Consider the following 14,639-nt stretch of genomic DNA (forward strand, 5'->3'; position numbering starts at 1 on the left):
GAGGAACCCGAGGATGATCCAAGCCCTGAACCCCAACCGACTGCAGGCCAACGCACTGCGCCACTGGCTGCGCGCCGGCGCCATCGCCACAGGCATTGCGCTGGCCAGCGCCAGCGCATGGTCGGCCGACGAACAGCCCGGAAAGGGCGTGAAGGTGTTGCCACTGAAGAGCTCCATCGCCGAAGAGAGCTTCCAGACCCTCATCGTCATGAAGGCCCTGGAGAAGCTGGGCTACGACGTGCAGCCCTTCCAGGAGGTCGAGTACCCCACGGCCCACGTGGCGATTGCCAATGGCGATGCCACTTTCCTGGCCACGCATTGGAACCCGCTGCACGCCGACTACTACAAGAACGCGGGCGGCGACGCCAAGCTGTTCCGCAAGGGCGTGTACTCGGACAACGCCGCCCAGGGCTACCTGATGGACAAGAAGACGGCCGACCAATACAAGATCACCAACCTCGGCCAGCTCAAGGACCCCAAGATCGCCAAGCTGTTCGACTCGGACGGTGACGGCAAGGCCGACCTCACCGGCTGCACGCCGGGCTGGGGCTGCGAGGCCGTGATCGAGCACCACCTGACGGCCTACAAGCTTCGCGACACCGTGACCCACAAGCAGGGCACCTACTCGGCGCTGATCGCCGACACCATCTCGCGCTACAAGGCCGGCAAGCCCATCCTCTACTACACCTGGACGCCCTACTGGGTGAGCAACGTGCTCAAGCCCGGCAAGGACGTGGTATGGCTGGAGGTGCCGTTCTCCTCGCTGCCCGGCGAGCAGGCCAAGCTGGACACCAAGCTGCCCAACGGCAAGAACTACGGCTTCGTGGTGAACAAGCAGCAGATCATCGCCAACAAGGCCTTCACCGACAAGCATCCCGATGCCGCCAAGTTGTTCGAGCTGATGCAGGTCCCCGTGGGTGACATCAGCGCACAGAACCACATGATGAGCCAGGGCCAGAGCAAGCCTTCGGACATCAACCGCCATGTGGACGGCTGGATCAAGGCCCACCAGAAGACCTTCGACGGCTGGCTGGAACAGGCCCGCGCCGCAGCCCGCTGAACGCTGCGGGGGAGCCGCGCCAGGCGCTCCCCCGGCTTCCTGCTTCAAAGGCCCGCTTCGGCGGGCCTTTTGAACATGCGCAGGGCGATGGCCGTGACCACCACGCCCGCCACCAGCGCCACCGCATACATGGCCACGTGGGTCACGGCGTTGGGAATGGGCGCGACGAAGATGCCGCCATGCGGCACCTTCAGCTCCACACCCGCCAGCATGGACACGGCGCCGGCCACGGCCGAGCCCAGTACCAGGGCCGGAATCGTACGCAGCGGATCGCGCGCCGCATAGGGAATGGCCCCCTCGGTGACAAAGGCCAGGCCCAGCACGCCGGCCGAGGCGGCGCTGCCGCGCTCCTCGCGCGTGAAGCGGTCGGCAAACAGGCGCGTGGCCAGGGCCAGCCCCAGCGGCGGCGTCATGCCGGCGATCATGGCTGCGGCCATGGGCGTGTAGACCTGGCTCGCGATCATTCCCGTGGAAAACGCATAGGCGGCCTTGTTCACCGGCCCGCCCATGTCAAAGGCCATCATCGCGCCCAGCAACAGGCCCAGCAGCAAGGCACTGGCGCCCTGCATGCCGCGCAGCCAGGCGCTCAGCCACTGCAGCAGCTCGGCCACGGGCGCACCGACCAGATAGAACATCAGCAGCCCCGTGAACAGGCTGCCCAGCACGGGCAGAATGAGCATGGGCAGCAGGCCCTTGAGCGCCTGCGGCAGCCGGATGTGCGCCGCCATGAAGGCCACGCCGTAGCCGGCGATGAAGCCGGCCGCGATGCCGCCGATGAACCCCGCGCCCATGCTGGACGCGATCATCCCGCCGATCATGCCCGGCGCAATGCCGGGCCGGTCGGCAATGGAATAGGCGATATAGCCGGCCAGCGCCGGCACCATCAGCGCAAAGCCGCCCTTGGCGCCGATCTGGAACAGCGTCCATCCCAGCGTGCCCTGGTGCGCATCGTCATGGACATAGATGCCGCCCAGCGCAAAGGCCATCGCGATCAGAATGCCGCCCGCCGTGACGAAGGGCAGCATGAAGGACACGCCGGTCATCAGGTGGCGATAGGCACCGCCCTGGGTCCGGGCCGGCGTGGGCGCGGCGCCACCTGCAGCAGCGCCCACGGCGGCACCATGCACGGTGGCTTCGGCCAGCGCCTTGGCGATCAGCCCCGAGCCGTCGCGTATGGCCGGCTTGGTGCCGCTGCGCAGCAACGGCTTGCCCGCGAAGCGCGAAAGATCGACCTCGCGGTCGGCGGCGATGATGACCAGGTCGGCCTCAGCAATCTCCTGCGGCGTCAGCGCATCGAGCGCGCCCACCGAGCCTTGCGTCTCCACGCGCATGGCGTGGCCCAGCGCCGCCGCGCCGCGCTGCAGGCCCTCGGCCGCCATGAAGGTATGGGCGATGCCCGTGGGGCAGGAGGTGACGGCAACAATGCGCTTGCCCATGTTCTCGCCCATGCGCTCGCCAGCGGGACTGGCGGCAGCGCAGCGTGCAAGCACGCCGGCCGGATCATCAAGCGCCTCGCGCAGGCTGCAGCGCTCGACGGTGGCGTGCACGAAGCGGGAGGCATCGGCGGCGGTATCTGCATCGTCATGGGTGCCGGCATCCCCCACGATCAGCAATTGCCCGGCCTGCGCGGCGGCATCGGCCGCATGCAGCCCGATCACACCGCCGCTGGCGCGCACTTCCACGGCCAAGGGACGCTGTCCGGCCGCATGGCGCAGGGCTTCGGCGGCCAGCAGCGCTTCGGCGTCGTGCCCGGCCGCTGCGATCACCACAAAAAGAGGGTTCATGAAAGCTCCTGAAGAATGGGGGATCACGGCCACTGGCATGGCTCCAGCAGCACGCTGGCAGCCAGTGCCTGGACGCGGTTGGCATCGACTTCGCGCGCGGGCGCGGCCTGCAGCCAGGCCAGTGCGCTGGCCGTGGACAGGCGCGCGGTGTCCGCCAGATCCAGTCCGCGCAGCCGCGCGGCCACCATGCCCGCGACCATGGCATCGCCCGCACCCACGGAGCTGCCGCGCGCGCGCTGCGGCGGCCGCGCAATCACCGCGCCTTGCGCGCTGGCAAACAGCGCGCCCTCCTCGCCCATGGACACCACGGCCAGCCCCAGCCCCCTGTCCAGCAGGCGGCGCGCGGCGCTCAGCAGCGCGTCGCGGCCGTCCAGGCGCAGGCCGGTGGCGGCCTGCAACTCCTCCCGGTTGGGCTTGATGGCCCAGGGCATGGCCGCATGGGGTGCCGCCAGGGCAGCAGCCAGGGGGGCCTCGCTGGTGTCCAGCAGCACGTCGGCACCGGCGGCCACGGCCTGGGCCTGGAGCCGGGCCCAGCTGTCCGCAGGCAGGCCGGCAGGCAGGCTGCCCGACAGCACCACGGCCAGGCCGGGCCGCAGATACCGGGCCAGCGTGGACATGACGGCGTCCAGATGCGCTTCGGCCAAGGCCAGGCCCGGCAGGTTGATGTCCGTGGTCTGGCGTCCGCCGTCGGCCACCAGCTTGATGTTGGTGCGCGTCTGGCCCGGCACGCGCAGGCAGGCGTCGGCAATGCCGCGCTGGGCGAACAAGGCCTCGAACATGCCGGCGTTGTCACTGCCCAGCACGCCCAGCGCGGCCGTGGAAATGCCCAGGCCCGCCAAGGCGGCGGCAACATTGATGCCCTTGCCGCCCGGCGCCTGCACGCTGCCCAGCGCGCGCTGCACCTGGCCGGGCAGCAGCGCGTCCAGGGTCACAAGCTGGTCTATGGCCGGGTTCAGGGTCACGGTAATGGCTTGCGGGGCGTTCATGCCGTCACCTCCTTGGCCAGTGCCCGCACCTGCGCGGCATCCTCGCAGCCGAGCGCCCTGTCTGCGAGCGCCTGCAGCTGCCGCAGGCTGGCCGCGCGCAGGCAGGCCTTGACACCGGCGATGTCGTTGGGCGTCATCGACAGCTCGCCCACCCCCAGCCCGGCCAGCAGCAGCGCACCGAACGGGTCGCCGGCCAGTCCGCCGCAGACGCCCACGGGGCGCGCGCAGGTGGCAGCGCCCTGCACGGTGGCACGCACCATCCGCAGCACGGCCGGATGCAGGCTGTCGGCCTCGGCCGCCAGTTGCGGGTTCTGGCGGTCCATGGCCAGCACGTACTGGGTCAGGTCGTTGGTGCCTATGGAGAAGAAATCGGCATGGCGGGCCAGTGCGTCGGCCTGCACGGCGGCGGCGGGCACCTCGATCATGATGCCCAGCGGCAGGACCGGAGCGTCCAGTTCGGCGCGCAGCCGTTCGCAGGCCGCGCGCAGCGCCAGCAGTTCCTGCACGCTGGTGACCATGGGAAACATCACCGACAGCCTTGCGCCATCGCGGGCCGCCCGGTACAGGGCGCGCATCTGGGGCTCCAGCAGGTCGGGGCGGCGCAGCAGCAGCCGCGCGCCGCGCACTCCCAGGAAGGGGTTGTCCTCGCGCGGCAGCTCCAGGTGGGCGACCTGCTTGTCGCCGCCGATGTCCAGCGCGCGAACGATCAGCGGCCGGCCCTCCAGCGCCTGCGCCATGGCGCGGTAGGTTTCGTACTGCTCGTCCTCGCCGGGCGTGCTGCCGCGCTCCAGGAACAGGAATTCCGTGCGCATCAGGCCCACGCCCTCGGCGCCCTGGGACAGGGCCAGCGGCACCTGCCCGGGCAGGTTGACGTTGGCGCAGACTTCGATGCGCACGCCATCGGTGGTGATGGCAGGCAGGCTGCGCTGCGCGGCCACGCGTTCCTGCAGTGCCTGCTGCTCGGCCATGTGGGCACGCGCCGAAGCCAGGTCCTGCTCCGAGGGATCAAGGTAGATGCGGCCGTTGGCGCCATCGACGATGGCCAGGGCCCCATCGGCCATGCCCAGCACGCCGCCGCCTGCCGCCACGGCGGCCGGCAGCCCCAGCGTGCGCGCGAGTATGGCCGTGTGCGAGGTGGGGCTGCCCTGCGCCGTGACCAGCGCGGCCACGCGCGCCGTGTCCAGCTGGGCGGTTTCCGAGGGCGAAAGATCGGCCGCGACCAGGATGCAGCCGCCTTCCGGCAGGCCATCCGGCCCCGCCGCTGCCAGCGAGGGCTGCAGTTGCACCAGCACGCGCCGGCCCACGTCGCGCAGGTCGGCGGCACGCGCGGCCAGCGCGGGGTTGTCCAGCGCCTGGAGACGGGCAGCGCCCTCCTCCACGGCCTGGTCCCAGGCCCAGGCCACGCCGTGGCCCTGGACCATGAACTGGCAGGCGCGCGTGAGGAGACCGGTGTCGCCCAGCCACTCGGCCTGCGCGCTGAAGATGGCCGCATCGCCTTCGCCCAGGCGGCGGCGGGTGTCGTCATGCAGGGCGCGCAGCTGGCCCTGTGTCTCGGCCAGCGCCGCATGCAGCCGCGCACCGCCCACGCTGAGCGGCTCGGGCAGGTCGGGGATCTCGGCGGCCTCCACACGCCACTGGTGGATGCGGGCCACGGCCAGCCCCGGGCTGGCGCCCAGGCCCACAAAGGCAGGCCGCGCCAGCGGCGGCAGCCAGCCCGTGGCGGGCGATTCGGCCGACTTGCGCGCAGCGGCGTCGGCATCGGCACGTTCCTGGGCCACCAGGGCCTGGGCCACGGCGCACAGGCGCTGGACCGCGGCCCTGGCGTCGGGGCCCTCTGCCGAGATGGTGACCTTGTCGCCTTCGCGCAGTCCCAGCTGCAGCAGGCTGGCCATCTGCCGCGCATCGGCCACCTCGCCGCCATGGCGCACCTGCATGCGCGAGGCAAAGCCGCGCGCCGCCTCCGCCCAGCGCGTGGCAGGCCGTGCATGCAGGCCGTTGGGATAGGCAATGGTCCATTCGCACGCCTCGGCCAGGTCCACTGCTGCCGGGCGGGCGGCAGGCGGCGCCGGGTCCGCCTGCCCCTGGAGTGCATCGATGACCTGCTGCGCATCGCCGGTGGTGAACAGCGCCTGCAGCCGGGGTGTCTGCAGCAGGCCGGCCAGGCGGCGCAGCAAGGTGATGTGGGCATCGGAGCGTGCCGCCACCGCCACGACCAGATGCACGTTCTGGCCGGCATTCCAATCCAGGCCCTCGCGCACCTGGAGCACGGCCACCGCGTCGCGCAGCACCAGGGCCCGGTCTTCGGCGCGGCCGTGGGGAATGGCCACGCCGTGGCCCAGAAAGGTTTCGGCCTGGGCCTCGCGCGCCTGCATGCCGGCGGCATAGCCAGGGGCCACGCAGCCGCTGTCCTGGAGCAGCCGGGCGGCCTGGTCAATGGCGTCGGCCTTGTCGCGCACCCTGGCGCCCAGGCGCACGGCGATCTGCAGGCCCGCAGGAGCGGTGGGTGCAACCGCCGGGAGGGATGAATGGGCATTGTTCATGGCGCGGATTGTGGGAACGTTCCCAACCATCAGTCAATCTGCACTGCAACATAACCTGGCCACAATCCGGCCATACCCCGGCATTTCTTTGGAGTTATCCTCTGCGGCACATCACAACCAACGGGAACGATTGCATTGAGCATCAGCATCAACGATGTGGCCCGTGCGGCCGGGGTTTCCAAATCGACGGTGTCGCGCGCGCTGGCGGGCGGCTCGGTCAGCGAAGAAGTCCGGGCGCGAGTCGCGGCCGCCGTGCAGGCCACGGGCTACCGGCCCAATCTGATGGCACGCCGGCTGCGCGCGCGCGACGCAGGGCCCATGGGCGTGCTGGTGGCCGACATACGCAACCCGTTTTTCACGGCCCTGATCCGCGCGGTCGAGGCCGAGGCCTATCGCCAGGGCCGGCGCGTGCTGTTGTGCAATACCGACGAAGACCCGCAGCGCGAAGCCATGTACCTGCAGCTCATGCAGGAAGAGCGCATCGCGGGGCTGATCTTTGCGCCCACCCAGGCCAGCCTGCACAAGCTCGAGCGCATGCAGCTGGAGTTTCCCGTCGTCCTGGTGGACCGGGCGGGCGCCCCGGCCTTCCATGACAGCGTGGTGCTGGACAACGCCCAGGCCTGCGCCACCCTGGTCAGGCATCTGGTGGAACAGGGCCGCCGCCGCATTGCAGGCGTCTTCGGCAGCACCAGCAGCACGGCGCGCGAGCGCTGCGACGGCTATCTGGCCGCCATGCGCGATGCAGGCCTGGAGCCCGACTTGCGCCAATTGCCCCCGACCAGCGATGCCGCCGAGGCCGAAGTCACGCAATGGCTGCGCCAGCCGCAGCGGCCCGACGCCTTCGTGGCCAGCAACGGCCTGCTGCTGGAAGGCTGCCTGCGCGCGATACGCGCAGCCGGCCTGCGCATACCTGCCGATGTGGCGCTCGCCGGTTTCGACAACGAGCGCTGGACAGAACTGGTGGCCCCCGCCATCACCGTGATCGAGCAGCCGATCGACGCCATGGGCCGAACGGCCTTCAGCCTGCTGATGGAGCGGCTGCATGCGCCCGAGCTGCCCGTGCGCAAGGTGGTCATGCAGGGGCGCTGCATTGTGCGCGAGTCCACGCAGGCAATTCGCTGAGCGCGGCTTTCAGGGCCGCCTGCCAAGCCCCGCCCCAGGAGGGGGCACATTGGACTTTCAATGTTACAAACAGTCGCAAACAACGGACTTGCACCCATAATTGCTCACAATTTTGTCCCGTTGACCTCATGAACCAGCCCCAACATCCCATCGTCCATGGCACGGAAGACGTGCTGATCAGCCTCTGCAACTCCGTCTCGCGCGTGCTCCAGGTGGCCACGCAGTGCCAGATCCAGTATTCGGGCATGGTGCAGCGCATCACCAAGACCAGCCTCAAGCCCGACATCGGCTGCTTTGTCCTGGTGGACGGCGGCTTTTCGGGCCTGGTGATCATCAACTTCTCGGCCGCCGCCGCCATGGAGCTGTACCGCAGCTACATGCTGAGCATGGGCATGGGTGAAGAGGACCTTGCCAGCTCCTACACCTCCGACGATGTCAGCAACGTCATGGGCGAGCTGATGAACCAGGTGGTGGGCGACTTCACCAGCAAGGTCCAGCGCGAGCTTCAGACCTACATCACGCAAAGCCAGCCAAAGATGATCCGCCTGAACAAGCAGGTCAACCTCAGCGTGGATGCCAACCTCGACTCTCCCGAGGCGCGCCGCGTGACCTTCTACACGGGCAACAACAACATCTTCTATCTCGAGCTGGCCATGGACCGCACGGAGTTCATCAAGGTGGTGGATTTCGAACCGCAGGAGCGCCCCGACCCGGACGCCCTCATGGCGCAGGCCAACGCCAGCGCCCCCGCCGCAGCGCCTGAACCGGCCGGCAGCACGGACACCGACGAACTGCTCAAGTCCCTGGGCATGTAGGCCCCGCCTCCCCTGCGGGGGCCAAAACCCTGACGCCTGCGGATGTATCAGGCGGCTCCGGGAAACGATATCGTTGACATGCAGATAATTGGAATGCCAACTATTTGAATGCCACGATGTCTTCCCTTCCCGACCAGTCCCCGCCCGCGCAAGCCGATGCCGCCAGCGTGCAGCGGCATTTCATGTTCACGCTGGGCCAAGTCAACAAGCAATGGCGCCGCACGCTGGACAGGCTGCTGGCGCCCATGGGCCTGACCCAGGCGCTGTGGATGCCGCTGATGCATCTGGCGCGTTCGCCTGAAGCCATGCGCCAGAAGGATCTGGCCCATTCCCTGGCGCTGGACAGCTCCTCGGTCGTGCGCCTGGTGGACGGCCTGGCCGCCCAGGGCTGGATAGAGCGCGTGGACGACAGCGACCGCCGCGTCAGGAAAATCCAGCTCACGCCAGCCGGCCATGCCCAGGTCGAAGCCGTGCAGGGCCTGCTGCAGCAGGCCCGCGCCCAGGTGCTGGGCGCCGTGCCGCCCGAGGAACTGGACGCGGCCTACGCCACGCTGCAGCGCCTGCTGGAGGCCATGGCCGCCGAGCCCGCCTGCGACACGGACCTGCCCGACGAGCAGGCTGCCTGAGATGGCTACCGAGCACTCTTCGCTGCCACCCGCCCAGGACCATACAGCGGCCAGCCGCAAGGCGCCGCTGTGGCTGCTGGTGGTCGTGACCATCGTCGGCACGCTGGCCATGCACATGTTCCTGCCCGCCCTGCCCGATGCGGCACGCCAGCTCCAGGCCGGCGCCAGCCAGATGCAGCTGACCATCACGGTCTACATCCTGGGCCTGGGCGTGGGCCAGCTGATCTATGGCCCGCTGTCGGACAGCCTGGGGCGCCGCCCCATGCTGCTGGCAGGGCTCATCCTCTATGCGCTGGCCAGCCTGGCGGCCTTTCTCGCCCCGTCCGCCCCCTGGCTGATCGGCGCGCGGCTGCTCCAGGCGCTGGGCGGCTGCGCGGGCCTGGCCCTGGGCCGCGCCATTGCGCGCGATTCGAGCACGCCCGAGAACGCCGTGGGCAGCCTGGCGCTGCTCAACCTGATGATGATGATCGGCCCCGGCATCGCGCCGGCCATCGGCTCGGCCATCGACGACGCCCTGGGCTGGCGTGCCATCTTCGGCACGCTGGCCGTGGTCGGCGGCGTGACGGCCTTCGCCATCTGGAAGCTGCTGCCCGAAACCGGCCAGCCCACGGGCCGCCTGCACCTGGGCACCATCCGCGACGACTACCGCAGCCTGCTGCGCTCGCCGGCCTTCGTGGGCTTTGCCGTGGGCGGCGGCTGCGCCACCACGTCCATCTATGCATTCCTGGCGGCAGCGCCCTTCGTCTTCATCGAGCAGCTGCATTCCACCAAGCATGAGGTGGCCATCTACCTGGGCCTGCTCATGGGCGGCATGGCCGTGGGCAATGCGCTGGCCCGCCAGCTGATACGCCACTGGCCCCTGGAGCGGCTGATGCTCAACGGCAATCTGCTGAGCCTGGCCAGCGCGGCCATGCTGCTGTTGCTGGCCCTGTTCAACCAGCTCACGCCGGCCATCGTGGTGGGGCTGATGGTGCTGTTCGCGCTGGGTTCGGGCCTGACCAGCCCTGCGGCGCTGGCCAGCGCGCTGAGCGTGCATCCGCGCCTCACGGGCTCGGCCGCCGGTGTCTACGGCAGCACTCAAATGGCCGTGGGCGGCCTGTGCACCTTGGGCGCCAGCCTGGGCAGCAACCCGGCGCTGTCGGCGGCGCTGGCCCTGGTGGTGGCCTGCGTGCTGGGGCAACTGGGCTTTCGCAGCGCGCTGCGCCACGCGCAACGGGCGCCCGGCTGAGGGCCGCCCCGGCTGAGGGCCGCCCCGGCGAGGGCCGCCCCGGCTGAGGACCACAGTCCCCCAGGCGACGGTCCGGCCGAATGCGGGTGCGAGGCGCACAGGCCCTCGATTACATTGGCGCAGCCGTGGCCAGCCGCCACGGCCCACCGGAGACAAAAAACCATGCGCCAACTTTCCTTTTCCATCGTCCTGCGCCAGGCTGCCACCGGCACGCTGGCAGCCGCCGCGCTGCTGGCCGGTACAGCCGCCCAGGCCGGCTCCATCGAGGCCGCCGAGTTCAAGAGCGCCACGCTGCAGCGCAGCTGGACCTACAACGTCTACCTGCCCACGGGCTACGACGCCCAGTCCAGGCTGCGCTACCCCGTCATGTACCTGCTGCACGGCAACGACGGCCAGCGCAACGACTGGCCCGTCAAGGGCAATCTGCTGCGCACGGTGGACCAGCTGATCCAGAACGGGGAGATCCCGCCCGCCATCATCGTCATGCCCGACGCGGGAACGACCTGGTACGTGGACCTCAAGGAGCCCATGGAGACGGCCTTCTTCCAGGACCTCGTCCCCCATGTCGAGAAGAAGTACCGCACCCTCACCAGCCGCGATGGCCGCGTCATCGGCGGCCTGTCCATGGGCGGCTACGGCGCGCTGCGCTACGTGCTCAAGTACCCCGAGAAATTCCAGGCCGCCGCCCTGCTGAGCCCCGCCATCTACAACCCCGAGCCGCCCGCCGATTCCTCGGCACGCTCGGTCAAGGTCTTTGCCGAACCCAATACCGGCGGCCAGTACAGCACCACGGTCTGGAAGAGCTACAACTACCCTGTGCTGTGGGACAGCTTTCTCGCCCGCAAGATCAGCGTGCCCATGTACATCAATTCGGGCGACGACGATGAATTCATGATCGAGTCCGACGCCGCCCAGCTCTACGCCCAGCTGCGCAGGAACAAGCAGCCTGCCGAGCTGCGCATCGTCAACGGCAAGCATGAATGGCCGGTCTGGGAAAGCACCATAGGCGACGCGCTCAAGTACGTGTTCCGCACCGTGCGCCGCCCGCAGGCGGACAACTGAGCCAGGCCATGAAGCAAAAAAAGGGGAGCCGGCCGGCTCCCCTTTTTGATGGCATCAGCAGGTCCTACAGATTGCCGACCATCTTGGCAGGGATCACCCACGCGTCGAACTGTTCGCCGGTCAGGTGGCCGGAAGCCACGGCGGCTTCGCGCAAGCTGGAGCCTTCCTTGTGCGCCTTCTTGGCGATGTAGGCCGCCTTGTCGTAGCCGATGTGCGGGTTCAGCGCCGTCACCAGCATCAGCGAGCGCTGCACCAGCTCGGTGATGCGCTCGCGGTTGGGTTCGATGCCAACGGCGCAGTGGTCGTTGAAGCTCTTCATGCCATCGGCCAGCAGGCGCACGCTCTGCAGGAAGTTGTGCGAGACCATGGGGCGGAACACGTTCAGCTCGAAGTTGCCCGAGGCGCCGCCGAAGTTGATCGCCACGTCGTTGCCGAAGACCTGGGCCGCCAGCATGGTCACGGCTTCGCTCTGCGTGGGGTTGACCTTGCCGGGCATGATGGACGAGCCGGGCTCGTTCTCGGGGATGGAGATCTCGCCCAGGCCGCTGCGCGGGCCGGAGGCCAGCCAGCGCACGTCGTTGGCGATCTTCATCATGCTGGCGGCCAGCGTCTTGAGCGCGCCGTGGGCGTGGACCAGCCCATCGCACGAGGCCAGGGCCTCGAACTTGCTGGGCGCCGTCACGAACGGGTAGCCGGTGAGCTGGGACAGCTCGGCGGCCACGCCCTCGGCATAGCCCTTGGGTGCATTCAGGCCCGTGCCCACGGCCGTGCCGCCCAGCGCCAGCTCGTACAGATGCGGCAGCGCGGCGCGCACATGCTTTTCGCCATGGGCCAGCTGGGCCACCCAGCCCGAGATTTCCTGGCCCAGCGTCAGCGGCGTGGCGTCCTGCAGATGGGTGCGGCCGATCTTGACGATGTCGGCATAGGCCTCGCTCTTGGCCTGCAGCGTGTTGCGCAGCAGGGCAATGGCGGGCAGCAGCTTTTGCTCGATGGCCGTGACGGCAGCCACGTGCATGGCGGTCGGGAACACGTCGTTGCTCGACTGGCTCTTGTTCACGTCGTCATTGGGGTGGACCAGGCGCGACTCGCCCCGCTCGCCACCGAGGATTTCGCTGGCGCGGTTGGCCAGCACCTCGTTGACGTTCATGTTGGTCTGCGTGCCCGAGCCGGTCTGCCAGACTACCAGCGGGAACTCGTCCGGGTGCTTGCCGGCGATCACCTCGTCGGCGGCGGCCAGGATGGCCCGGGTCTTCTTCTCGTCGAGCAGGCCCAGCTTGTGGTTGACGGTGGCCGAGGCCTTCTTGACCTGGGCCAGCGCGTGGATGATCTCGCGCGGCTGCTGCTCGCCGCTGATGTCGAAGTTCTGCAGCGAACGCTGCGTCTGCGCACCCCAAAGCTTGTCTGCGGGGACGGCTATGGGTCCGAAAGTGTCTTTTTCCTGGCGGGTCGCGGTCATTGGTGTGGACTCCTTGGTGAAAACAACGCGGCGCAGTTGGCTGGAGGCAGGTCGGCGGGCCGCGCGCTGCGTGGCTCGGGGATGTCTGGCTGGCGGGGCCGCAATGGCAAAAACCCGCCCATGGTAACTCCGCAAATGGGAACCTCTCGCATCCATCCCCCACTGAGGTGTCGCCGAGGCGGGCTTGTCCAGGCAAACCCCTCGACTCTTGTACAAGACTGCACCCCTTGCGTGCACTTTCCGCCGCGCAGCGCCGATAATCGCCCCCGGGATTCCCCTCCCCTGTTCCCCCGATCAAAAAGACACCCCACCGATGACCACCACGATCCGCCAGCAGGACCTGATCGATTCGATCGCAGGCGCCCTGCAGTACATCAGCTACTACCACCCCGCCGACTACATCGCCCACCTGGCCCGCGCCTACGAGCGCGAGCAGAGCCCGGCGGCCAAGGACGCGATGGCCCAGATCCTGACCAACTCCAAGATGTCGGCCACCGGCCACCGCCCGATCTGCCAGGACACCGGCATCGTCAACGTGTTCCTGAAGGTGGGCATGGACGTGCGCTGGGAAGGCTTCACGGGCGGTCTGGAAGACGCCATCAACGAAGGCGTGCGCCGCGGCTACAACCACCCCGACAACACGCTGCGCGCCTCCGTCGTGGCCGATCCGCTGTTCGCGCGCAAGAACACCAAGGACAACACGCCTGCCGTCATCAACGTGCAGATCGTTCCCGGCGACAAGCTGGACGTGACCGTGGCGGCCAAGGGCGGCGGCTCGGAGAACAAGTCCAAGATGATCATGATGAACCCCAGCGACAACCTGGTGGACTGGGTTCTCAAGACCGTTCCGACCATGGGCGCGGGCTGGTGCCCGCCGGGCATGCTGGGCATCGGCATCGGCGGCACCGCCGAGAAGGCCGTGCTGCTGGCCAAGGAAAGCCTGATGGAAGACCTGGACATGTATGAGCTGCAGACCAAGGCCGCGCGCGGCGAGAAGCTCGACCAGGTCGAGGAACTGCGCCTGGAGCTGTACGAGAAGGTCAACGCCCTGGGCATTGGCGCGCAAGGCCTGGGCGGCCTGGCCACCGTGCTGGACATCAAGATCAAGATGTACCCCACGCATGCGGCCTCCAAGCCCGTGGCCATGATCCCCAACTGCGCGGCCACGCGCCACGCGCACTTCGTGATGGACGGCTCCGGCGCGGTCTACATGGACGCCCCCTCGCTGGACCTGTGGCCCAAGATCGACTGGGAGCCCGACTACAACAAGTCGCGCCGCGTGGACCTCAACGCCCTGACCAAGGAAGAAGTGGCCAGCTGGAAGCCCGGCGACACCCTGCTGCTCAACGGCAAGATGCTCACGGGCCGCGATGCCGCCCACAAGCGCATCCAGGACATGCTGGCCAAGGGCGAGAAGCTGCCCGTGGACTTCACCAACCGCGTGATCTACTACGTCGGCCCGGTGGACCCGGTCAAGGACGAAGCCGTGGGCCCCGCAGGCCCGACCACGGCCACCCGCATGGACAAGTTCACCAACATGATGCTGGAGCAGACCGGCCTGATCGCCATGATCGGCAAGGCCGAGCGCGGCCCGGTGGCCATCGAGTCCATCAAGAACCACAAGTCGGCCTACCTGATGGCCGTGGGCGGCGCCGCCTACCTGGTGTCCAAGGCCATCAAGAACGCCAAGGTCGTGGGCTTCGAGGACCTGGGCATGGAAGCCATCTACGAATTCGACGTGGTGGACATGCCCGTGACCGTGGCCGTGGATGCCGGCGGCACCAGCGCCCACATCACCGGCCCTGCCGAATGGCAAAAGCGCATCGCATCCGGCGAGTTCAAGACCATTGAGATCGCCTCGGCCTGAAGCCGGCGCCAAGCGCAAAGAGGCCGCCTTCGGGCGGTCTTTTCATTGGCGCGGGCATTTGTGACAGACTGCCCGCTGCCTGCAACACTGCCC

The 14,639-nt window shown here is 68.7% G+C and carries 11 protein-coding genes; 7 read left to right on the forward strand and 4 right to left on the reverse strand.

All coding sequences use genetic code 11. The annotated features are described in order from the left end of the window. The first annotated feature begins 13 nt into the window (after positions 1-13). Positions 14-1,060: a glycine betaine/L-proline ABC transporter substrate-binding protein ProX gene (gene proX, locus ACF8NF_RS28155; RefSeq protein WP_392451682.1), complete on the forward strand. Its 1,047-nt coding sequence runs from the start codon at positions 14-16 to the stop codon at positions 1,058-1,060. Positions 1,061-1,104: 44 nt separating this feature from the next. On the opposite strand, the gene ACF8NF_RS28160 is transcribed toward proX, so the two are convergent. The 3 genes from ACF8NF_RS28160 to ptsP are packed head-to-tail and all read right to left on the reverse strand — an operon-like array spanning position 1,105 to position 6,370. After that, positions 1,105-2,844, reverse strand: coding sequence for a PTS fructose transporter subunit IIC (locus ACF8NF_RS28160; protein ID WP_392451683.1), 1,740 nt, complete (start codon positions 2,842-2,844; stop codon positions 1,105-1,107). Between the two features lie 23 nt (positions 2,845-2,867). Continuing rightward, complete coding sequence (locus ACF8NF_RS28165; protein ID WP_392451684.1) at positions 2,868-3,830, reverse strand: 1-phosphofructokinase family hexose kinase; 963 nt, start codon at positions 3,828-3,830, stop codon at positions 2,868-2,870. Further along, entirely contained in the window at positions 3,827-6,370 is a 2,544-nt protein-coding gene (gene ptsP / locus ACF8NF_RS28170; RefSeq protein WP_392451685.1) for a phosphoenolpyruvate--protein phosphotransferase, read from the reverse strand. Before ptsP ends, ACF8NF_RS28165 begins: the two co-directional genes overlap by 4 nt. Positions 6,371-6,505: 135 nt before the next feature. On the opposite strand from ptsP, the gene ACF8NF_RS28175 reads away from it, so the two are divergent. The 5 genes from ACF8NF_RS28175 to ACF8NF_RS28195 all read left to right on the forward strand — a co-directional run bounded on the left by ACF8NF_RS28175 (position 6,506) and on the right by ACF8NF_RS28195 (position 11,223). Further along, on the forward strand, positions 6,506-7,492 hold the full coding sequence (locus ACF8NF_RS28175) for a LacI family DNA-binding transcriptional regulator (RefSeq protein WP_016453093.1): 987 nt from the start codon (positions 6,506-6,508) through the stop codon (positions 7,490-7,492). A gap of 128 nt (positions 7,493-7,620) precedes the next feature. Further along, positions 7,621-8,307 carry a DUF3334 family protein gene (locus tag ACF8NF_RS28180; protein ID WP_016445168.1) on the forward strand — a complete coding sequence of 229 codons (687 nt, stop codon included), beginning with the start codon at positions 7,621-7,623 and terminating at the stop codon, positions 8,305-8,307. A 116-nt stretch (positions 8,308-8,423) separates the two neighbouring features. After that, entirely contained in the window at positions 8,424-8,933 is a 510-nt protein-coding gene (locus ACF8NF_RS28185; protein WP_047217614.1) for a MarR family winged helix-turn-helix transcriptional regulator, read from the forward strand. A 1-nt stretch (position 8,934) separates the two neighbouring features. After that, positions 8,935-10,161, forward strand: coding sequence for a multidrug effflux MFS transporter (locus ACF8NF_RS28190; protein WP_392451686.1), 1,227 nt, complete (start codon positions 8,935-8,937; stop codon positions 10,159-10,161). A gap of 162 nt (positions 10,162-10,323) precedes the next feature. After that, positions 10,324-11,223: an alpha/beta hydrolase family protein gene (locus ACF8NF_RS28195; protein WP_012204540.1), complete on the forward strand. Its 900-nt coding sequence runs from the start codon at positions 10,324-10,326 to the stop codon at positions 11,221-11,223. 64 nt (positions 11,224-11,287) lie between these two features. Here ACF8NF_RS28195 and fumC read toward each other — a convergent pair whose 3' ends face one another. Beyond that, positions 11,288-12,679 (reverse strand): class II fumarate hydratase, encoded by a 1,392-nt coding sequence (gene fumC / locus ACF8NF_RS28200; protein ID WP_016445164.1) that lies wholly within the window; start codon positions 12,677-12,679, stop codon positions 11,288-11,290. Positions 12,680-12,992: 313 nt separating this feature from the next. On the opposite strand from fumC, the gene ACF8NF_RS28205 reads away from it, so the two are divergent. Then, positions 12,993-14,546: a fumarate hydratase gene (locus tag ACF8NF_RS28205; RefSeq protein WP_392451687.1), complete on the forward strand. Its 1,554-nt coding sequence runs from the start codon at positions 12,993-12,995 to the stop codon at positions 14,544-14,546. Positions 14,547-14,639: the final 93 nt, after the last annotated feature.

It is taken from the genome of Delftia sp. WSY_22 (assembly GCF_043104185.1).
In the GTDB taxonomy this organism is placed as follows: Bacteria; Pseudomonadota; Gammaproteobacteria; order Burkholderiales; family Burkholderiaceae_C; genus Comamonas; species Comamonas tsuruhatensis.